The 21,089-nt window shown below is 68.6% G+C and carries 14 protein-coding genes and 3 rRNA genes; 13 read left to right on the top strand and 4 right to left on the bottom strand.

Going from position 1 to position 21,089, the window contains the following annotated elements:
* Positions 1-255 precede the first annotated feature (255 nt).
* The 3 genes from MF672_RS22965 (at position 256) to rrf (ending at position 5,379) form a co-directional block, all read left to right on the top strand.
* Positions 256-1,776 (top strand): 16S ribosomal RNA (locus MF672_RS22965).
* 304 nt (positions 1,777-2,080) lie between these two features.
* Positions 2,081-5,185, top strand: a 23S ribosomal RNA gene (locus MF672_RS22960).
* A 77-nt stretch (positions 5,186-5,262) separates the two neighbouring features.
* A 5S ribosomal RNA gene (gene rrf / locus MF672_RS22955) occupies positions 5,263-5,379 on the top strand.
* Together the 16S, 23S and 5S rRNA genes form the textbook arrangement of a ribosomal RNA operon.
* Positions 5,380-5,789: 410 nt before the next feature.
* Here the strand turns inward: rrf and MF672_RS22950 are convergent.
* Positions 5,790-7,619, bottom strand: coding sequence for a hypothetical protein (locus MF672_RS22950; RefSeq protein WP_242373721.1), 1,830 nt, complete (start codon positions 7,617-7,619; stop codon positions 5,790-5,792).
* Between the two features lie 12 nt (positions 7,620-7,631).
* On the opposite strand from MF672_RS22950, the gene MF672_RS22945 reads away from it, so the two are divergent.
* Positions 7,632-8,651, top strand: coding sequence for a prolipoprotein diacylglyceryl transferase (locus MF672_RS22945; protein WP_242373720.1), 1,020 nt, complete (start codon positions 7,632-7,634; stop codon positions 8,649-8,651).
* A gap of 99 nt (positions 8,652-8,750) precedes the next feature.
* On the opposite strand, the gene MF672_RS22940 is transcribed toward MF672_RS22945, so the two are convergent.
* Positions 8,751-9,704 carry an MBL fold metallo-hydrolase gene (locus MF672_RS22940; RefSeq protein ID WP_407654737.1) on the bottom strand — a complete coding sequence of 318 codons (954 nt, stop codon included), beginning with the start codon at positions 9,702-9,704 and terminating at the stop codon, positions 8,751-8,753.
* Positions 9,705-9,787: 83 nt separating this feature from the next.
* On the opposite strand from MF672_RS22940, the gene MF672_RS22935 reads away from it, so the two are divergent.
* Entirely contained in the window at positions 9,788-10,216 is a 429-nt protein-coding gene (locus MF672_RS22935; protein WP_242373718.1) for a single-stranded DNA-binding protein, read from the top strand.
* Between the two features lie 195 nt (positions 10,217-10,411).
* On the opposite strand, the gene MF672_RS51810 is transcribed toward MF672_RS22935, so the two are convergent.
* Positions 10,412-12,337 (bottom strand): DUF1015 family protein, encoded by a 1,926-nt coding sequence (locus tag MF672_RS51810; protein WP_308210511.1) that lies wholly within the window; start codon positions 12,335-12,337, stop codon positions 10,412-10,414.
* A 120-nt stretch (positions 12,338-12,457) separates the two neighbouring features.
* Between MF672_RS51810 and MF672_RS22920 the strand changes: the two genes are divergently transcribed.
* Both MF672_RS22920 and MF672_RS22915 read left to right on the top strand, forming a co-directional pair.
* Positions 12,458-12,880, top strand: coding sequence for a tetratricopeptide repeat protein (locus MF672_RS22920; protein ID WP_242373717.1), 423 nt, complete (start codon positions 12,458-12,460; stop codon positions 12,878-12,880).
* Between the two features lie 350 nt (positions 12,881-13,230).
* Positions 13,231-14,205: an HAD-IIA family hydrolase gene (locus MF672_RS22915; RefSeq protein WP_242373716.1), complete on the top strand. Its 975-nt coding sequence runs from the start codon at positions 13,231-13,233 to the stop codon at positions 14,203-14,205.
* Positions 14,206-14,478: 273 nt separating this feature from the next.
* Here the strand turns inward: MF672_RS22915 and MF672_RS22910 are convergent, their stop codons facing one another.
* Positions 14,479-14,826 (bottom strand): SCP2 sterol-binding domain-containing protein, encoded by a 348-nt coding sequence (locus tag MF672_RS22910; RefSeq protein WP_242373715.1) that lies wholly within the window; start codon positions 14,824-14,826, stop codon positions 14,479-14,481.
* A 136-nt stretch (positions 14,827-14,962) separates the two neighbouring features.
* Here MF672_RS22910 and MF672_RS22905 point away from each other — a divergent pair, with 136 nt between their 5' ends.
* The 6 genes from MF672_RS22905 to MF672_RS22880 all read left to right on the top strand — a co-directional run bounded on the left by MF672_RS22905 (position 14,963) and on the right by MF672_RS22880 (position 21,088).
* Positions 14,963-15,304 carry a hypothetical protein gene (locus MF672_RS22905; RefSeq protein ID WP_242373714.1) on the top strand — a complete coding sequence of 114 codons (342 nt, stop codon included), beginning with the start codon at positions 14,963-14,965 and terminating at the stop codon, positions 15,302-15,304.
* Positions 15,301-16,113, top strand: coding sequence for a TlyA family RNA methyltransferase (locus MF672_RS22900; protein WP_242373713.1), 813 nt, complete (start codon positions 15,301-15,303; stop codon positions 16,111-16,113). The genes MF672_RS22905 and MF672_RS22900 overlap by 4 nt, the downstream gene beginning before the upstream one ends.
* Positions 16,110-17,012, top strand: a complete 903-nt coding sequence (locus MF672_RS22895; RefSeq protein WP_242373712.1) for an NAD kinase — start codon at positions 16,110-16,112, stop codon at positions 17,010-17,012. The genes MF672_RS22900 and MF672_RS22895 overlap by 4 nt, the downstream gene beginning before the upstream one ends.
* A gap of 95 nt (positions 17,013-17,107) precedes the next feature.
* Entirely contained in the window at positions 17,108-18,826 is a 1,719-nt protein-coding gene (recN, locus tag MF672_RS22890) for a DNA repair protein RecN (protein ID WP_242373711.1), read from the top strand.
* 73 nt (positions 18,827-18,899) lie between these two features.
* Positions 18,900-20,096, top strand: coding sequence for a putative cytokinetic ring protein SteA (gene steA / locus MF672_RS22885; protein ID WP_242373710.1), 1,197 nt, complete (start codon positions 18,900-18,902; stop codon positions 20,094-20,096).
* Entirely contained in the window at positions 20,093-21,088 is a 996-nt protein-coding gene (locus tag MF672_RS22880) for a copper transporter (protein WP_242373709.1), read from the top strand. The genes steA and MF672_RS22880 overlap by 4 nt, the downstream gene beginning before the upstream one ends.
* Position 21,089: the final 1 nt, after the last annotated feature.

Raw genomic sequence — 21,089 nt, 5'->3', positions numbered from 1 at the left:
GGGGTGCGTAATCCTAGCCAGCTCAGGCAGGTCGTGGTCAAGTCTCCGGATTTGACACAGAATCGGCCCGACTGCTAAGATTGCGGAGACGAGATTGCGCCTCCGACGCAAGGCCTCAGGGTCTGGCTGACGATGAATGCGTCCGTTTCTTGAGAACTCAACAGTGTGTTAAAAGCCAGTGCATGTGCATCACACATGTATCACCCCGTCATTCATGACGGATTCTTGCTTGGACAGTACTGTCCGAACAGTCATTGTTTGGAGAGTTTGATCCTGGCTCAGGACGAACGCTGGCGGCGTGCTTAACACATGCAAGTCGAGCGGAAAGGCCCTTCGGGGTACTCGAGCGGCGAACGGGTGAGTAACACGTGAGCAACCTGCCCCTGACTCTGGGATAAGCCCGGGAAACTGGGTCTAATACCGGATACGACCGCCTCCGGCATCGGATGGTGGTGGAAAGTTTTTCGGTCGGGGATGGGCTCGCGGCCTATCAGCTTGTTGGTGGGGTAGTGGCCTACCAAGGCGACGACGGGTAGCCGGCCTGAGAGGGCGACCGGCCACACTGGGACTGAGACACGGCCCAGACTCCTACGGGAGGCAGCAGTGGGGAATATTGCGCAATGGGCGGAAGCCTGACGCAGCGACGCCGCGTGGGGGATGACGGCCTTCGGGTTGTAAACCTCTTTCAGCAGGGACGAAGTTGACGTGTACCTGCAGAAGAAGCGCCGGCTAACTACGTGCCAGCAGCCGCGGTAATACGTAGGGCGCAAGCGTTGTCCGGAATTATTGGGCGTAAAGAGCTCGTAGGCGGCTGGTCGCGTCTGCCGTGAAAGCCCGCAGCTTAACTGCGGGTCTGCGGTGGATACGGGCCGGCTAGAGGTAGGTAGGGGCAAGTGGAATTCCTGGTGTAGCGGTGAAATGCGCAGATATCAGGAGGAACACCGGTGGCGAAGGCGGCTTGCTGGGCCTTACCTGACGCTGAGGAGCGAAAGCGTGGGGAGCGAACAGGATTAGATACCCTGGTAGTCCACGCTGTAAACGTTGGGCGCTAGGTGTGGGACCCTTCCACGGGTTCCGTGCCGGAGCTAACGCATTAAGCGCCCCGCCTGGGGAGTACGGCCGCAAGGCTAAAACTCAAAGGAATTGACGGGGGCCCGCACAAGCGGCGGAGCATGTTGCTTAATTCGACGCAACGCGAAGAACCTTACCAAGGTTTGACATCACCCGGACCGCCTCAGAGATGGGGTTTCCCTTTTGGGCTGGGTGACAGGTGGTGCATGGCTGTCGTCAGCTCGTGTCGTGAGATGTTGGGTTAAGTCCCGCAACGAGCGCAACCCTTGCTCCATGTTGCCAGCACGCCGTTCGCGGTGGTGGGGACTCATGGGGGACTGCCGGGGTCAACTCGGAGGAAGGTGGGGATGACGTCAAGTCATCATGCCCCTTATGTCTTGGGCTGCAAACATGCTACAATGGCCGGTACAGAGGGTTGCGATACCGTGAGGTGGAGCGAATCCCTAAAAGCCGGTCTCAGTTCGGATTGGGGTCTGCAACTCGACCCCATGAAGTCGGAGTCGCTAGTAATCGCAGATCAGCAACGCTGCGGTGAATACGTTCCCGGGCCTTGTACACACCGCCCGTCACGTCACGAAAGTCGGCAACACCCGAAGCCCGTGGCCCAACCCGTAAGGGGGGGAGCGGTCGAAGGTGGGGCTGGCGATTGGGACGAAGTCGTAACAAGGTAGCCGTACCGGAAGGTGCGGCTGGATCACCTCCTTTCTAAGGAGCACTCTCACCCATCACCACCGGACGTGTGGTGGGGTGACAGCTCACTAGTGGAGCACTGGCTACTCAGCCAGGCCGCGTCGTCGGTCTGTCAGTACCGCCCCGCGAGGGGAGTGGGAACCACAGCACGCGAGGGCGTGGCCGGGCTGGACACACTGTTGGGTCCTGAAGGAACGGGCAGCGCGAGCTGGTCGTGTTCTTCGGTGCACAGGGCCACTGAAGAGTCGGGGAGTCCCCGGCTCGGAGGTGGTTGCTGTTTGTTGTTTGAGATTTGCATAGTGGACGCGAGCATCTTTGTGGCCAAGTTTTTTAGGGCACACGGTGGATGCCTTGGCATCAGGAGCCGATGAAGGACGTGGGAGGCTGCGTTAAGCCTCGGGGAGTCGCCAACCAGACGTTGATCCGGGGATGTCCGAATGGGGAAACCTAGCACCAGTCATGTGGTGTTGCCTCCGCCTGAATGTATAGGGCGGTTGGTGGTAACGCGGGGAAGTGAAACATCTCAGTACCCGTAGGAAGAGAAAACAACAGTGATTCCGTGAGTAGTGGTGAGCGAAAGCGGATGAGGCTAAACCGGGCGTGTGTGATAGCCGGCAGGCGTTGCATGTCCGGGGTCGTGGGACCCTCTTGGGATGGCTGCCGCCGTCTCGGGCAGTGATAAATCGGTGGGGTAGTCGAAGCCTCTGGGAAGGGGCGCCGTAGACCGTGAGAGCCGGGTAGGCGAAACCTTGTCGACTGCTGGAGGGGATCCCAAGTAGCACGGGGCTCGAGGAATCCTGTGTGAATCTGCCAGGACCACCTGGTAAGCCTAAATACTCCCTGATGACCGATAGTGCACGAGTACCGTGAGGGAAAGGTGAAAAGTGCCCCGGTGAGGGGTCGTGAAATAGTACCTGAAACCGTGTGCCTACAAGCCGTAGGAGCTTACACCGGCTTTGCTGGTGTGTGATGTGACTGCGTGCCTTTTGAAGAATGAGCCTGCGAGTTATGGTGTGTGGCGAGGTTAACCCGTGTGGGGGAGCCGTAGCGAAAGCGAGTCTGAAGAGGGCGTTTGAGTCGCATGCTGTAGACCCGAAGCGGGGTGATCTACGCATGGGCAGGTTGAAGCTCAGGTAAGACTGGGTGGAGGACCGAACCCACCAGGGTTGAAAACCTGGGGGATGACCTGTGTGTAGGGGTGAAAGGCCAATCAAACTCCGTGATAGCTGGTTCTCCCCGAAATGCATTTAGGTGCAGCGTCGCGTGTTTCTTGCCGGAGGTAGAGCACTGGATGGCCGATGGGCCCGACAAGGTTACTGACGTCAGCCAAACTCCGAATGCCGGTAAGTGAGAGCGTGGCAGTGAGACTGCGGGCGATAAGGTTCGTAGTCGAGAGGGAAACAGCCCAGATCACCGACTAAGGCCCCTAAGCGTGTGCTAAGTGGGAAAGGATGTGGAGTCGCAGAGACAACCAGGAGGTTGGCTTAGAAGCAGCCACCCTTGAAAGAGTGCGTAATAGCTCACTGGTCAAGTGATTCTGCGCCGACAATGTAGCGGGGCTCAAGCACACCGCCGAAGTCGTGGCACTGACAGCGTCTTGTTGTTGGTGGGTAGGGGAGCGTCGTGCGGCCGGTGAAGCGGCAGAGTGATCTAGTCGTGGAGGCCGTGCGAGTGAGAATGCAGGCATGAGTAGCGAATCGAGGGTGAGAAACCCTCGCGCCGGATGACCAAGGGTTCCTGGGGCAGGCTAATCCGCCCAGGGTAAGTCGGGACCTAAGGCGAGGCCGACAGGCGTAGTCGATGGACAACGGGTTGATATTCCCGTACCCGCTTCAATGCGCCCATATCGAACCTCGTGATGCTAAGAGTCCTTAAGCCGGGTTGTCCTTCGGGATGACCGTCAGGGTGAACGCTCGATCCGATCGGGTAGTAGGTAAGCGATGGGGTGACGCAGGAAGGTAGTCCAGCCCAGGCGATGGTTGTCCTGGGGTAAGCATGTAGGGAGCGAGGTAGGCAAATCCGCCTCGTATGTATCCTGAGATGTGATGCCGAGCCGATTGTGGTGAAGTGGATGATCCTATGCTGCCGAGAAAAGCCTCTAGTGAGTGTTGTGGCGGCCCGTACCCTAAACCGACTCAGGTGGTCAGGTAGAGAATACTAAGGCGATCGGGTGAACTGTGGTTAAGGAACTCGGCAAATTGCCCCCGTAACTTCGGGAGAAGGGGGACCTCTGCTGGTGATGAGTTTTGCACTCGGAGCTGGTGGGGGTCGCAGTGGCCAGGGGGAAGCGACTGTTTACTAAAAACACAGGTCCGTGCGAAGTCGTAAGACGATGTATACGGACTGACGCCTGCCCGGTGCCGGAACGTTAAGGGGACCGCTTAGCTCCACTTGTGGGGCGAAGGTGAGAACTTAAGCGCCGGTAAACGGCGGTGGTAACTATAACCATCCTAAGGTAGCGAAATTCCTTGTCGGGTAAGTTCCGACCTGCACGAATGGCGTAACGACTTCCCCGCTGTCTCAACCGCAGACCCGGCGAAATTGCACTACGAGTAAAGATGCTCGTTTCGCGCAGCAGGACGGAAAGACCCCGGGACCTTCACTACAGCTTGACATTGGCGTTTGGAGCGTCTTGTGTAGGATAGGTGGGAGACTGGGAAGCTCGGACGCTAGTTCGGGTGGAGTCATTGGTGAAATACCACTCTGGTCGTTTTGAACGTCTAACTCTGGTCCGTGATCCGGATCGGGGACAGTGTCTGGTGGGTAGTTTAACTGGGGCGGTTGCCTCCTAAAGGGTAACGGAGGCGCCCAAAGGTTCCCTCAGCCTGGTTGGCAATCAGGTGTTGAGTGTAAGTGCACAAGGGAGCTTGACTGTGAGACTGACGGGTCGAGCAGGAGCGAAAGCTGGGACTAGTGATCCGGCATCGGCGTGTGGAAGCGGTGTCGCTCAACGGCTAAAAGGTACCCCGGGGATAACAGGCTGATCTTCCCCAAGAGTCCATATCGACGGGATGGTTTGGCACCTCGATGTCGGCTCGTCGCATCCTGGGGCTGGAGTAGGTCCCAAGGGTTGGGCTGTTCGCCCATTAAAGCGGTACGCGAGCTGGGTTTAGAACGTCGCGAGACAGTTCGGTCCCTATCCGCTGCGCGCGCAGGAGACTTGAAAGGGGCTGTCCCTAGTACGAGAGGACCGGGACGGACGAACCTCTGGTGTGCCAGTTGTACCGCCAGGTGCACGGCTGGTTGGCTACGTTCGGAAGGGATAACCGCTGAAAGCATCTAAGCGGGAAGCTCGCCTTGAGATGAGGTCTCCCACCCCGTGAGGGGGTAAGGCTCCCGATAGACGATCGGGTTGATAGGCCGGAGGTGGAAGCGCGGTAACGTGTGGAGCTGACCGGTACTAATAGGCCGAGGACTTGACCACAAAGCATCTTGCTCGCGTCCACTACGCAATTCTGAGACAGCAAACACGCCTGTGTGTGTTTGGTTGTTTCTCAGGGTTACGGCGGTTATGGCGGGAAGGAAACACCCGGTTACATTCCGAACCCGGAAGTTAAGCTTCTCTGCGCCGATGGTACTGCACTCGGGAGGGTGTGGGAGAGTAGGTCACCGCCGGACAATCTTTATGGAAAGGCCCCGACGCCTAGCGTCGGGGCCTTTCTGCGTTTACGCGGCGCTGCAGTCATGCAGGGCCACGCGTCGAAGTCGCGCAGCCCGTCGCAGCTGTGGCCAGGTGCGCAACCGTCCCACTTGCCTGACGTGTCCAGCAACTCATGCCGGCGAGCCCGGGCTCCGGCGGAGACGCCGAAGCCGTCACCGATGCCGTCACCGATGAAGGAAACGACTTCGAGGCGTTCCGCCATGCCCAGTTCCAGGCCATGGCCTCCGCCACCCTCGGGAAACAATGCGGCGCCCGGCCTCGGTGATTCCGCGGAAACGCAGTGAGCTGCCGCGGAATCCCGTGGAGCACGCGTCAACGGCCGGCCATTAAGGCACTTGAGGCGGGCTCGTGGACGTACCCGGCCTTGCTAGGCTGGAGGTACCGGGCCACCTCCACGGGTGGCCTTCGTCGCGTAAGGCCCGAGGGCGGGCGGCGACCAGCCACGGCGGACCGTTGTTGTGAGTCCGCTGGGTGAGCCCAACGAAATGGACCAGAAGTGAACAGAGATAACGGATCGGACGGCGGACAGCGCGGGCGCGGTGACTTCGAGGACAGACGCCCCGGCGAAGGTGGCAGAAGCGGCGGGTACGGCTCCCGCGGACGAGACTCCGGCGGCGACCGTCCGTTCCGTTCCGACGACCGGGGACGCCCCTACAGCCGCGACGACCGCGCGCCGCGCAGGGACGAGGGCTACCGCGAGGAGCGCGGCCCGCGCCGTGAGGGGCCAGGTTACGGCTCCCGGCGCGAAGGCGGCTACGGGGACCGTGGGCCGCGCCGCGAGGGCGGCGGCTTCCGGGACAATCGCGGGCCGCGTCCTGAAGGCCGCGAGGGCGGCGGGTTCCGCGACGATCGCGGGCCGCGTCGTGAGGATCGTGAGGGCACCGATCGCGGGCCGCGCCGTGAAGGCGACGAGCGGCCGACGTACCGGGACCGCGACGACCAGAGCTGGCGTCGCGACGGCGGCCAGGAGCGGCGCTCGTACCGGGACCGTGACGATCGAGGCCCGCGCCGTGAGGGCTCGGGTTACGGCTCCCGGCGCGAAGGCGGCTTCGGCGACCGGGGGCCCCGGCGCGAGGGCGGGGGTTTCCGTGATGACCGTGGCCCGCGCCGTGAGGGTGGCGGGTTCCGTGACGACCGTGGGCCCCGCCGTGAAGGCGACGAACGGCGGCCGTTCCGCGACCGCGACGACCGTGGCCCGCGCCGCGAAAGCGGTTACGGCGAGGGCGGCGCAGGTCGCGGCGGCTACGGTGACCGGCGCGAAGGCGGCTACGGCGACCGTGGCCCGCGTCGTGAGGGCGGCGGATTCCGTGACGATCGGGGTCCGCGCCGTGAAGGCTCCTCGGGTTACGCGCCGCGGCGTGAGGGCGGTTTCGGCGATCGTGGTCCGCGTCGTGAGGGTGGCGGTTTCCGTGATGACCGGGGTCCGCGTCGCGAGGGCGGCGGGTTCCGCGACGACCGGGGTCCGCGCCGTGAGGGCGGCGGGTTCCGCGAAGACCGTGGGCCCCGCCGTGAAGGCGACGAGCGGCGGCCGTTCCGCGACCGCGACGACCGAGGCCCGCGCCGCGAAGGCGGCGGCTACCGCGACGAGCGCGGTCCGCGCCGTGACTACGGGCCCCGGCGCGAGGGCGGTCCCCAGGAGGAGCGGGGCTTCCGCCGCGAGGGCGGTTTCGGCGACCGCGGTCCTCGTCGCGAGGGCGGCGGTTTCCGTGACGACCGTGGCCCGCGTCGTGAGGGCGGCGGTTTCCGTGAGGATCGCGGTCCGCGTCGTGAGGGCGGCGGGTTCCGCGACGACCGTGGGCCCCGCCGTGAGGGCGGCGGGTTCCGGGACGACCGGGGTCCGCGTCGTGAAGGCTCGTCGGGTTACGGGCCGCGGCGTGAGGGCGGTTTCCGCGACGACCGTGGTCCGCGCCGTGAAGGCGGCCAGGGGCCTCGGCCGTTCTCGCGTGACGACCGCGGCGGCCGTGATGAGCGGGGCGGCGCGGGCACCCGGGCCAGGTACGGCAGGCCCGACCGCGAGGCCGAATCCGCGCAGCGCGAGCAGCTGCCCGAGATCGCACCGGACATCCTCGCCGACGAGCTGGACAAGGAAGTCCTCGAAGAGCTGCGTTCCCTGCCCAACGACCTCGCCGACCTGGTCGGCCGGCACCTGGTCGCGGCCGAGCGGGCGCTGGGGGACGACGAGCCCGAGCGGGCGCACGAGCACACGAAGGTGGCGCGGCGGTTCGCGGCCCGGATCGGCGTGGTGCGGGAGGCGGCCGGCATCGTCGCGTACCGCGCGGGGCACTTCTCCGAGGCGCTCAGCGATCTGCGTGCGGCGCGCCGGCTGACGGGGTCCGAGGCGTACCTGCCGGTCATGGCAGACTGCGAGCGCGGGCTCGGACGTCCCGAGCGGGCCATCGACCTGGTGCGTTCGCCCGAAGCGGAGCGTCTCGACCGCGCCGGGCGCATCGAGCTGACCATCGTCGAGTCCGGCGCCCGCCGCGACCTGGGCCAGCACGACGCCGCCGTGATCACTCTGCAGCGCCTTCCCGAGCTGCGTGACCCGCAGCCGAAGCCGTGGTCGGCGCGGCTGTCGTTCGCGTACGCCGACGCTCTGGCCGACGCCGGGCAGACGGAGGCGGCGACCGAGTGGTTCGCGCGGGCCATGGCGTTCGACGAGGACGGCGAGACGGACGCGGCCGAGCGCTACGCCGAGCTGACCGGGGCCGTCATCGAGGACGTCGAGGAGGACGCCGACTACGAGGACGACTTCGACGACGCCGGTGTGACGGCGGAGAGCGTGGAGACGGCGGTCGTGGCCGACGATGAGCCGGACGACGACGCCGCTCTCGCCGAGGCGGGCGATCTCCTCGGGGACGAGCCCGACGAGCCCGACGAGGACGTCGCCGAGGTCGCGCAGGAGGACGAGGACTCGGCGGACGCCGGTTCGCCGGACGAGCCGGAGCAGGCGGAGGAGCCCGACGCCACGGACGAGCCGGAGACGGTGACCGCGGCGGACGTTCTGGACGAGCCGGAGGCGGCGCACGCAGCGGACGTCCTGAACGACCCGGGTGCCGATGAGGCTGCTCCCGACGCGAAGCCGGACACCTCTGCCAACAGCAGTGCTGGTGCTGGTGCCGCGCCGACGGAGCCTCCGGGGATCACTCCTGCCTTCATCGAGCCCAACTTCGGGGACGTCCTGGACGGGGACGACGAGCCCGCCCAGAAGCGGCCGAAGGCGGATGACTGACAGGCCCTCCGCCTGAAGGCTGAGCTGGCCGTTCTTGTGCTCCGCCGTACCGCGTTGTTGATAGCGGTACGGCGGAGTGCGCATTTCCCGCCGACAGACCTACGGGGAGACGCGGTCGAGCCAGTGCAGGATGCCCGCCACATTCGACGGAGCCCCGCTCAACAGCTCGAACTGCTCCGCCGTTGCATCATCGGCCTTGAGCGCGGTGTAGCGCTCCTTCGTGCGATCCCTGACCATGGCGACCGCGTGATCCAGATCCATGCCCTCGGAATGGGCCTGCCGCGTCAGGTCGACCCACACGCGGAGCTCCTCGGCGGAGCGGTCGAGAGTGTCCTGAACCGCCCCGACCGGGCCGTAGTGGCTGAACAGCAGCCGTTGCGGACCGAGGGCCTTGAACAGGGCGATCGAGTCGAGGGCGGTCTGCAGGTCGAAGTCCGGCGGAGGCGTGGCCGGACGGAGGTCGCCGGTCTGCGGCAGGTAGACGCCCGCGGCGTCACCGACGTACAGGTCGCCGGTGCCGGAGTCGACGAGCCCCACGTGGTGCTTAGCGTGGCCGGGGGAGTAGTGGCTGCTCAGTGTACGGCCGTTGCCCAGGTCGATAGCGCCCGTGTCGCCCAGGGCGACGATGCGGTCGGCCTCGGTGGGGGACAATTCGCCGAACAGGGTGTCGAGCCGGTCGCCCCACACCATCCGGGCGCTGGCCATGAGCCGGGACGGATCGGCCAGATGCCGTGCCCCCTTCTCGTGCACCACGATCTGCGCGGACGGGAAGAACCTCGCGATGTCTCCCACTCCGCCGGCGTGGTCGAGGTGGATGTGGGTCACCACGACGGTGGCCAGGTCCTCCGGCCCGACGCCGAGGGACGCGAGCGCGTCACGCACCACCGGGGCGGAGGTCGAGGTGCCGGTCTCCACCAGGCACGGCCGGTCGCCGAGAATCAGGTACCCGGCGGTGATGCCCGAATACCCGGCCATCTTGGTGTCGATCTCATAGACGTCGCCGCCTAGAGCGGTGATGTTGTCCACAGGCACTCCCGCGCGTCCATCCGTCATCCCCAGAACGGCGCTCGGCCGGTCCGGGCTCCTCCTCATCGTAGAGAGTGATCTCCGGCAGAGCACCGACAGGAGGACGAGGAATGGACCGGAACGAGGTCTTGCTGGTGGGGCGGCTCTCGGCTGCGCCTGAAGACCAGACCCTGCCGAGCGGCGACATCGTCACGAAGTGGCGCATCATCGTCCGGCGTCGCCGGCGGCAGCGGCGTGGCGTGACCACGACAGACAGCATCCCCTGCGTCACCTTCAGCCCCGAGACGGCGGACGTGATCCGCAGCCTCAAGCCACGCGACTACCTGGAGGTGACGGGCTCATTCCGCTGCCGCGTCTTCGGCCCGCCGGGCGGCAAGATCTGGAAGTACGAGGTCGAGGTGACCGGCGCGAAACCGGTCGACGTGACCGTGGTGAGAGGTGATCCCCCGGCTGAGGACGGTGCCGCCGCCGCGGAGACGGCGGCAACGGTCACACCCCTGGTGCCGAGACGCATGCTGCAACTGGCCAAGGCAAGCTGATGACCCCGCCGCGCCTCGGGGAACCGGCGTTCCCCGAGGCGGCGGAAGCCGCGGACGCCGGCTCACCGGACGCCGGCTCACCGGACGGCGCCTCACCGGACGGCGCCTCACCGGACGGCGCCTCACCGGACGGCGCCTCACCGGACGGCGCCTCACCGGACGGCGGGCCCCCTCCTCGCCGGGGGAGCCTCTGGGTCAGTTGATGGCGAAGGTACGAAGGACCAGGCCGGTTCGGGGTTTGGGGCCGAAGGAGGTGGATTTGCGGGGCACACGTTCGCCTCCCGCGGCGACGGCCAGGACGTCCTCGGTCGCCAGCGGCTTCAGGATCACGGCGGTGCCGCCGGTGGCGGTGGCGAGTTCGACGGCGGCCTGTACATCGTGATGCACGATCCGCACAGCTTGCTCGTCGTCGCGCATGCCCCACACCTTGGGCAGGATGAACTCGCTGAGGATGGAGGTGTTGAGAGAGTTCCATCGGTCGGAATGATCCGCGGGCATGGCGCGGGCCAGCTGCACGGGGTCTGGATCGGTGAGCAGGTAGGCGCTCGTCTCATCGGCGAGGAGGAAGGCCGGGTCCGGGGTGTTCTCGAACGCGGCCAAGCCCTCCGCGAGGCTGCCGAAGTCCTGGACCTGCCAGTACTGCCGAGCCTGGGCCGCCGCCTCCGTAAGGGGAAGATCCGGGATGACGCGGTGGATCGCCTTGAGATCCGGCGGATACGCAGCGGAGTCCACCAGCAGTGCCAGGCCGAAGTCCCAGGGTGCCACCAGAGCGGTGTGCCGAGGGCGGTCGGCGTGAGGTGCCGGCGCCTCGGACGCTTCCGCAGACCCGGCCTGCTGTGCCGTCTGCGGCCACTCGGAAGGGCTCGACGTCTGTACTGATCCGCCCTTTTTCGAGAGGTTGGACGCCTGTGCTGGCTCGGGGTGCTGTGTGGGCTCGGGCGTCTGTGCTGGTGCGGGCTGCTGTGTGGGCTCGGACGCCTGTGTTGGCTCGGGGTGCTGTGTGAGCTCGGGCGTTTGTGCTGGTGCGGGTTGAGGTGCGGGCGCGGGCGTCTCTGCTGGCTCGGGCGTTTGTGCTGGTTCCCGCGTCTCTGCGGGCCCCGGCATTTGTGCTGGTTCGAGACGTGGTATGGGCTTGGACGCCTGTGCCGGCGGCGACAGCCGCGCTGCCGGTGACGGCCGTGTTGGCGCTGGGGGCGGTGGTGGGGAGACCGTGAGGGGTGCGCGAGGGTTGGGGGAGGGGTTGGTGAGACGTTCTTGGCGTTGGAGGACGCGGTAGGTGGCGTAGCGGTGGTGGCCGTCGGCGATGAGGGCCTGGCGGTGGTGGAGGTCGGCGTTGATGGCGGCGATCTCGGCGTCGTCGGTGATCGCCCAGAGACGGTGGGTGAGGCCGTCCTCGGTGTGGGCCGACACCAGCGGGCGGCGGTGGGTGGCGACCTCGTCCACCAGGCGGGTCGTGATGCCGCCGGCGCCGTCGTAGAGGAGGAAGATCGGTTCCAGGTTGGCCTGGGTGGTGCTCATGAGGGCCAGACGGTCGGCGATGGGGCCGGGCATGACGTCCTCGTGCGGCAGGATGATGTGCTGGCCCGGGTCCGCCAGGGCGACGTCGCCGATCAGGCCGCGCTGCAAGGTGTGCGGGCCGCGCTGCTCGTACACGTACAGGGCTGGGAGCTCGTCCGGCACCAGGACGCCTGATTCCAGCCACGCGCGCAGGGTGTCTCTGGCGTCGGCGTAGCGGGTTTCCGATGAGGTCTCGGCAGGCGGACGGGAGGCTGCGGCAGATGGGCGATGGGTGCCGACGGACAGGCGGGAGGTCTCGGCGGACGGACTGGAGGTCTCGGCGGACGGGCCGGAGGTTACGGGGGGCGGGGTGGAGGTTGCGGGGGGCGGGGTGGAGATTGCGGGGGGCGGGCCGGAATGGGGGGAATCGGGGTGAGGGGCGCGGGGAAGGATCAGGCGGACGACGTTGTTCGGGTGGAGTCGGAGGAGGGCGTCGACGTCCGTGTCGGAGATCAGGTCGTAGGGCGGGGAGGTCACCTTGGCGGGATCTTCGACGGCGAAACGTACGCCTCGGAAGGGCCGTAGCACCAGACCATCGGGTACTGGCAGTTCAGGAGTCCCCATACCGGGCATGCTCCCATAGACGGTTACGCCTTCCGGAAATCGCCCCTCGGTTCGCAGCCGTGCCCTTCGCACAGCGGGGCAGGTGGGGTTCGTCGTCCAGCGATGAAGGGAGTCTCACCGATGGTCGGAGAAGGAAACGCTCATGATGAGACCTCGGGGGCTCCCCGGGGCAGTGTTTACGATTGGTACCAGCGTGGGGTCAAGCTGCTGAAAGACGGCAGCCCGGCGGCCGCGGCGGCGCTGCTGGAGCGCGCCGCCGAGTTCGAGCCGGATTCGCGCAGCATCCGGGAGGCGCTGGCTCGGGCACAGTTCAACTCGCGGCAGTACGCGGAGGCGGCGGCCAGTTTCCGGCAGATCGTCGAGGCCAATCCCGCTGAGGACTACGCGTATTTCGGGCTGGGACTGGCGTTGTGGCGTACGGGTGACATCGAAGGGGCGCAGGAACCGCTCGCCATCGCGGTCGCCATGCGGCCGGACGAGCGTCACTATGTGTCGGCGTTGAAGAGTGTGCGGGCGACGTTGCGGGCGCGCCGGGAGATGTAGTGGGTTTGGGTGCTTGCGGTCGCTTTGCTGAAGTGAGGCGGGGTGGCGGGGGCGTGTTGGGGCCGGGTCACAGGGTCTCGGGAGTACGGGCCGGGAGTACAGGGGGCCTCGGGGGTACAGGGGCCTCGGGAATACGGCCTTGGAGCTACAGGGCGTTGTGAGTTCCGGTGGCGTTGGGGTCGGGTTCAAGTGATGGTGCCGGGCAGGCCCTGGGTTCCTTCGGGTGGATTTGAGGATTTGGGCGGGCGTCGGGTGGATGGGTGTGCACGCGTCCGCTCGCTCGTGGACGGACTTGGGGGCGGCGCTAGAGTCGCACGCGGCGTGAAATCGAACGGGAAGAGGCGCTGGCTGTGCTGATCGACGGGTACGACACCCTGCTGCTCGACCTGGATGGCGTGGTCTACCTGGGCCGTCAGGCGGTCCCGGGAGCGCCGGCCGCGCTGGAGGAGGCGCGGAGGCGGGGGGTGCGGCTGGCGTACGTCACCAACAACGCCTCACGGACGCCGGCGGCCATCGCCGCGCACCTGCGGGAGCTCGGCGCTCCGGCCACGGCTGAGGACGTCGTCACGTCCGCCCAGGCGGCGGCTCGGTTGATCGCGGAGCGGGTGGCGCCGGGGTCCCCCGTGCTCGTGGTGGGCGGGTCGGGGCTGCGGATGGCGCTCCGGGATCGGGGCCTGCGGCCGGTCTCGACGGCCTTCGAGGCGCCGGTCGCGGTGGTGCAGGGGATCGCGCCCGGGCTGTCGTACGGGCTGCTGTCCGAGGGGGTGCTGGCGGTGCGGCAGGGGGCCTGGTTCGTGGCCTCAAACGGGGACAGCACCATGCCCACCGGGCGCGGCGAACTGCCCGGGAACGGGGCGATGGTGCGGGTGATCACGGCGGCGACCGGGGTGGAGCCGGTGTACGCGGGCAAGCCGGATCCGCCGTTGCACCGGGAGTCGATGATCCGTACCGGGGCGCGGCGGCCGCTCGTGGTGGGGGATCGGCTGGACACCGACATCGAGGGGGCGTCCAACGCCGGGGTGGAGTCCCTGCTGGTGCTGACCGGGGTGGCGACGGCGGCCGACGTGCTGACGGCGGAGCCGCGGCATCGGCCGACGTTCGTGGCCGAGGACCTGGCGGCGTTGCATGCGGACTATCCCGAAGTTCGGGACGGTGCCTGCGGTGGGTGGCGGGCGCGATGGCGTGATGGGGTGCTGCACCTGGAGGGGGAGGGGAGCAGGATCGACGGGCTGCGGGCGGCGTGTGATGCGGCGTGGGCGGCGGCTGGGGATGGGCGGATCGAGGAGGATGCGGTCAAACCGGTCCTGGAGCGCATAGCCGACTAGCTGGTTCGTCTTGTGAGGTTCGGCGCGCGGCTGGTGGGGTGCTTGGGCGGTCGGTGCTGTCGGCTTGTGGTGGCCGACGTCTGCGCAGGGCTTGGTGTCGAGCAGGTTCGTGGCCTGAACGTGAGGGTGATAGGGGGTTGGGGAGCGGGCGGGCGGTCTCAGTGGTTGGGTTTGTGGGTGTTGGGGCCGTTCTCGGGCGTGGTGATCGATGGCGGGGTGGGGAGCCGCCTGGGGTAGCGGCTCGGTCTCTCCCGTGCGTGGGCCGGTCGGAGGTCAGATCAGGCGGCGCAGCCGGAGCAGGTCGCCGAAGCTGGCGTCGATCTTCACCCGGCCCCCCAGCAGCGCCCGCGCCAGGTCCAGTTCCCCGTCCACCAGCGCCACGAGGTCGTCGCTCACGATGGTGAGCTTGACGTCTGCGGCCTTGCCGTCCGCCGGCGGCTCCTCGGTGAACGGATCGAGCCCCCCGTGGTGCAGCCGTCCGTAGAAGGTCACGTCGAGGTCGGAGACCCGGCAGCTGACCGTGCGTTCGACCACGTGCTTGGCCCGGTCCTGCTCGTCGATCTCGTCGAACTGGGCGACGAGCTTGGCCAGTGCCGTCCGGCACTCCTCGACGCTTGCCATGGTGAGCATCCTTTCCCTTTCAGGCGGCCCTACGCGGACCGTAGCGTTCCACATGAGTAGCACCCCCGTACGACCTTCAACGTGTGACACGCCTGCCAAGGTCCCGGGCGCTCCCGGGAGGCGTTACGGTCGAGTCATGAGCGAGCTGCCGCAGGAGACCGGCGACGGCCGGGTCGACGCCATCGTGGCCGGCCTGGGCCGGCTGGGCGAGCTGCCCGTGGGAGCGCACCCGCAGGTCTTCGAAGAGGCGTTCTCGGCGCTGGAGGCCGCCCTGGGCGCCGTGGACGAGCCGGCGCAGGGCGTCCAGCAGGGCGTCCAGCAGGGCGTCCAGCAGGGCGTCCAGCGAGGTGTTCAGCAGGGTGGGGCTCAGGGCCTGCACGAGGTGGCGCGCGCGATGCACGCCGTCCGTGAGGCGAGGCCGGGGCAGGGGCCGGGACAGGATCAGGGGCAGGGGCCGGTGGCGCGGGGAGACCGGTGAGCCGGCGGATCCGTCTCGACAGCGAGCTGGTGCGCCGCGGCCTGGCGAGGTCGCGCGAGCAGGCCGCCCAGCTCATCGACGCCGGCCGGGTCACCGTCGGCGGCCAGACCGCCCGCAAGCCCGCCACCCAGGTCGACACCGCCTCCGCCATCGTCGTCGCCACCTCCCCCGACGGCCCCGACTACGTTTCGCGCGGAGCGCACAAGCTGCTCGGCGCGCTGGAGGCGTTCCCGGCCCTGAAGGTCGAAGGGCGGAGGTGCCTCGACGCGGGCGCCTCCACGGGCGGCTTCACCGACGTGCTGCTGCGCCGCGGCGCGGCGCACGTGCTGGCCGTCGACGTCGGTTACGGCCAGCTCGCCTGGTCGCTGCGCACCGACGAGCGGGTGACGGTGATGGAGCGGGTCAATGTCCGCGACCTGACCCCCGAGCAGGTGGGGGAGGCGCCCACACTGGTCGTGGGCGACCTGTCGTTCATCTCGCTGCGGCTGGTGCTGCCCGCGCTGGCCGCCGTCGCCGCGCCGCGGGCCGACTTCGTGATGCTGGTCAAACCGCAGTTCGAGGTCGGCAAGGACCTCGTGGGGGCGGGCGGCGTGGTGCGCGATCCAGGGCTGCGGGCGCAGTCCGTGCGCGACGCCGCCGCCAAGGCCCGGGAGCTGGGGCTGAGCGTGCGCGGCGTGACCGCGAGCCCGCTGCCCGGCCCGTCGGGCAACGTGGAGTACCTGCTCTGGCTGGGCAAGGGGGAGGGCGAGCCGCCGGTCGCCGACCTCGGAGCCGAGATCGAGCGCGCCGTCGCAGAAGGGCCGCAATGAACCGGACCGTGCTGGTCGCCGTACACACCGGGCGCTACGCCGCCGTCGAGAGCGCCCGCCTGGTCATCAACCGCCTGGTGGACGCGGGCATCGGCGTACGCGTGCTGGAGTCGGAGTGCGCCGAGATCGGCTGCGCCGGCGTCGAGGCCGTGCCCGGCGACGACCCGGGCGCCGCCAAGGACGCCGAGGTCATGATGGTGCTCGGCGGCGACGGGTCGCTGCTGCGCGCCGCCGAGCTGGCCCGGCCGGCCGGCACGCCGCTGCTGGGGGTCAACCTCGGGCATGTCGGGTTCCTGGCCGAGGCCGAGGTGGACGACCTGGCCGCGGCCGTCGACAGCGTCGTGGCCGGGCGTTACGACGTCGAGGAGCGGATGACCATCGATGTTCTCGCCAGGCAGAACGGCAAGGTCCTGGCCGACACGTGGGCGCTCAACGAGGCCACCGTCGAGAAGCAGGAGCGCATGCTGGAGGTCGTCGCCGAGATCGACGGCCGGCCGCTGTCGCGGTGGGGCTGCGACGGCGTGATCTGCGCCACGCCGACCGGCTCGACCGCCTATGCTTTCTCCGCGGGCGGGCCGGTCGTGTGGCCCGAGGTCGAGGCGCTGCTCATGGTGCCCATCAGCGCGCACGCCCTGTTCGCCAGGCCGCTGGTGGTCTCGCCGCGCTCCACGCTGGCCGTGGAGATCCTGCCGGAGGCTCCCGGCGGGGTGCTGTGGTGCGACGGGCGGCGCCGCTTCGAGCTGCCGTCCGGCACGCGGGTGGAGGTGCGCAGGGGCACCGAGCCCGTCCGGCTTGCGCGGCTGCACGGCGTCGAGGAGACCGGCGCGCCGTTCACCGACAGGTTGGTCGCCAAGTTCGAGCTTCCCGTCCAGGGCTGGCGCGGAAGGGTGCGACCCTGAGTGAATGGAACCAGGACCGCGTAGGATCGCGTGGGCACACGTGTTCGGGGAACGGGCCGTGTGATCGGCAGGCACAGCAGTGACGGGAGTGGGCAGTGCGACCAAGGGTCGAGGAGGTCCGCATCCAGGGGCTCGGCGTCATCGACGAGGCCGTCCTAGAGCTCAGCCCGGGCTTCAACGTGGTGACCGGCGAGACGGGCGCGGGCAAGACGATGGTCGTGACCGGGCTCGGGCTGCTGTTCGGCGGCCGGGCCGACCCCTCGCGGATCCGGCCGGGGGCCGACCGGGCGAGCGTGGAGGGCACGCTCGTCATCGAGGCGGGCGGGCGCGTGGCCCAGCAGGTGGAGGACATCGGCGGCGACGTCGAGGACGGCGAGCTCATCATCTCGCGCACGGTCTCGGCCGAGGGCCGCTCCAGGGCCTGGCTGGGCGGGCGCACGGTGCCCGTCGGCACCCTGACCTACCTGGCCGACGACCTGGTGGCCGTGCACGGGCAGATGGACCAGCAGCGGCTGCTCCAGCCCGCCAGGCAGCGCGCCGCGCTCGACCGCTACGCCGGTGAGGAGCTGGTCAAGCCGCTGCGGGCGTACACGCAGGCGTACAAACGGCACAAGCAGGTCGGCGCGCTGCTGGAGGAGCTGACCACCAGGGCCCGCGAGCGGGCCCAGGAGGCCGACATGCTGCGCTTCGGCCTGGAAGAGGTCGAGAAGGTCGACCCCAAGCCCGGCGAGGACGCCGAGCTGCGCGAGGAGGAGGAGCGGCTCTCGCACGCCGACGCCCTGCGCAGCGCCGCCACCACCGCCCACACCGCGCTGCTCGGCGACCCCATGGAGGCCGCGGGCAGCCCCCACGACGTGATCTCCCTGCTCGGCGAGGCCCGCGCGGCCGTCGAGGCGGTCCGCGACTTCGACGCCCAGCTCGCCGGCGTCGCCGACCGGCTGGCCGAGGCCGGCTACCTGATCTCCGACGTGGCCACCGACCTCGCCTCCTACGCCGAGTCGATCGAGGCCGACCCGAGCCGGCTCGCGGTCGTGCAGGAGCGCCGCTCGGTGCTTTCGGGGGTCATTCGGAAGTACGGCGAGCAGAGCGCCGACAGCGCGGGCGTCCTGGCCTGGGCGCAGCGCGCCGCCGCCCGCCTGGCCGAGCTGGAGGGCGACGACGAGCGCATCGACGAGCTGACCCGCGAGCACGACGAGCTGACCGCCAAGCTGACCGACCTCGCCGCCGAGCTCACCCGGGTGCGTGAGGCCGCCGCCGAGCGGTTCGGCGCGGCCGTCACCGAGGAGCTGACCGCGCTCGCCATGCCGCACGCCCGGGTCGTGGTGCAGCTCACGCAGAGCGCCGAGTTCGGCCCCGAGGGCGTGGACGAGGTCGAGCTGCGCATGGCCGCGCACCCGGCCGCGCCGCCGCTGCCGCTCACCAAGGGCGCCTCCGGCGGCGAGCTGAGCCGCGTCATGCTCGCCATCGAGGTGGTCTTCGCGGGCGCCGACCCGGTGCCGACGTTCGTCTTCGACGAGGTGGACGCCGGCGTCGGCGGCAAGGCGGCGGTCGAGATCGGGCGCCGGCTGGCCCGGCTGGCACGCACCGCCCAGGTGATTGTCGTCACACACCTGCCGCAGGTCGCGGCCTTCGCCGACCAGCATCTGGTGGTCGAGAAGGCGAGCGACGGCAGCGTGGTGCGCAGCGGCGTCACCACCCTCGACCACGAAGGCCGGGTGCGCGAGCTGTCGCGCATGCTCGCCGGTCTGGAGGACTCCGAGCTCGGCCGGGCGCACGCCGAGGAGCTGCTGGGGCTCGCGGCCGCCGACAGGTGATTCCGGGTGACATAGCGGACACGCCGCGTAATGCGTGGCCTCTGCGCTGTTTCGCTCTGGCAGGATGGTCTTGATGAAGGTTCCGGGGAGCAAGTTGCCGGGCCTCCGCGGCAGGAAGGTCGGTGACCTTCCCGGCATCACGGCAGTGGCGAGGATCGACCGGCGCACCAAGAGGCTCACCAAGCGCCTCGGGCCCGGAGAAATAGCGATCATCGACCATGTCGACGTGGACCGGGTGAGCGCGGAGGCGCTCGTCGCATGCGGTGCCGCGGCCGTGGTCAACGTCGCGGCCGGCATCAGCGGCCGCTACCCCAACCTGGGGCCGCAGATCCTGCTCGAAGCCGGCGTGCCGTTCGTCGACAACGCCAATCCGGAGCTGTTCGAACGCGTCAAGGACGGCGACGTCGTCCGGCTCTGCGACGGCGTCGTCTACCTCGACGAGGACGTCGTCGGCAAGGGCGAGGCGCAGACCCTGGAGGCGGTCGAGGCCGCCATGGCCGAGGCGCGCGCCGGGCTGGCCGTGCAGATCGAGGCGTTCGCGGTCAACACCATGGAGTACGTCCGGGGTGAGGGCAAGCTCCTCATCGACGGCGTCGGCGTGCCCGAGATCCGGACGAACATGGAGGGCCGGCACGCCCTCATCGTCGTGCGCGGATACCACTACAAAGAGGACATCGCCACCCTCCGGCCCTACATCCGCGAATACCGGCCCATCCTGGTCGGCGTCGACGGCGGCGCCGACGCGCTGCTGGAGGCCGGCTACCTGCCCGACGTGATCGTGGGCGACTTCGACTCGGTCTCCACCAAGGCGCTGACCTGCGGCGCCGAGCTCGTCGTGCACGCCTACCGCGACGGCCGGGCGCCCGGCCTGGAGCGCGTCCACCAGCTCGGCCGCGAAGCGGTGATCTTCCCCGCCACCGGCACCAGCGAGGACATCGCGATGCTCCTGGCCGACGACAAGGGCGCCGAGCTGATCGTCGCCGTGGGCACCCACGGCACCCTGGAGGAGTTCCTCGACAAGGGGCGCTCCGGCATGGCCAGCACCTTCCTCACCCGGCTCATCATCGGCAGCAAGCTCATCGACGCCAAGGGCGTCAGCAGGCTCTACCGCAGCCGCATCTCCACCCCGCAGCTCCTGCTCCTCGTGCTCACCGCGCTGATCACCATGGGGGTCGCGCTGGCCTTCTCGCCGCTCGGCAAGACCTGGCTGAACGGCCTGCAAGACGTCTGGAACGCATTCATCTTCTGGCTGGTCGGACTCTTCTCGTGATCGATTTCCGCTATCACCTCGTCTCCATCGTCGCGATCTTCCTGGCGCTGGCGGTGGGCATCGTCCTCGGCACCACGCTGCTCCAGGACCCCGCGCTCGACCTGGCCAAGCGCACCAGCGACGAGCTGACCAGCGCCAACAACGGCCTGCGCGCCGACCTCGACGCCCTGCGCGGCCGCGAGGCCGGCAACGACGCCTTCATCGCCGCCCGCACCCCGCAGATGGTGGCCGGCGAGCTGACCGGGCAGCGCGTGCTGCTCATCGAGGCGCCCGGCTCCAGCACCAGCATGCGCGAGGCGGCCCAGCAGGTGATCGAGCAGTCCGGCGCCGACATCGCCGGCCGGCTCACGCTGACCGAGAAGTTCCTCGACCCCGCGGGCAAGGGCGTCCTCGACGGGCTGGTCAACCAGCTCAAACCGGCCAACATGGTCTTCCCGGCCACCTCCACCAGCTACGACCGGGCCACCACGCTGCTCGCCAGCGCCCTGGTCACCAACGACCCCGCCCAGGCCGGGCCGCCCAGCACCGCCGCCGCCACGGCCACCGCCAACGCCACCGTGCTCGAATCGTTCGAGACCGGCGGGCTGCTCACCGTCGAGGACAAGAAGGACGGACCGGCCACGCTCGCCGTCATGATCGCGCCGGAGAAGCCGTTCGAGGGGGAGACCGCGGAGACCCTGACGTCGGCGCTGGTCGCGGTCGCCGACGGGTTCGACGCGGCCAGCAAGGGCACGGTCGTCGCCGGGGCCGCCGCGAACACCGCGCTGCCCGGCGACGCGATCGCCGCGGTGCGCGACGACAGCGAGGTCGCCAAGCGCGTGTCCACCGTGGATACCGCCGATATGCCGGTGGGACGCGTCGTGATCGTCTACTCTCTGCGGGAGCAGCTGGCCGGCCGCGCCGGTCAGTACGGCATCGGCAAGGGCGCCTCCACCGCCCTGCCCGCGTCGACCACACCGACCCCGACCCCATCCGCCCAGTCAGGGAGCTGAC

It is taken from the genome of Actinomadura luzonensis (assembly GCF_022664455.2).
Lineage (GTDB): Bacteria > Actinomycetota > Actinomycetes > Streptosporangiales > Streptosporangiaceae > Nonomuraea > Nonomuraea luzonensis.
This window is presented reverse-complemented; position numbering and strand designations above follow the sequence as displayed.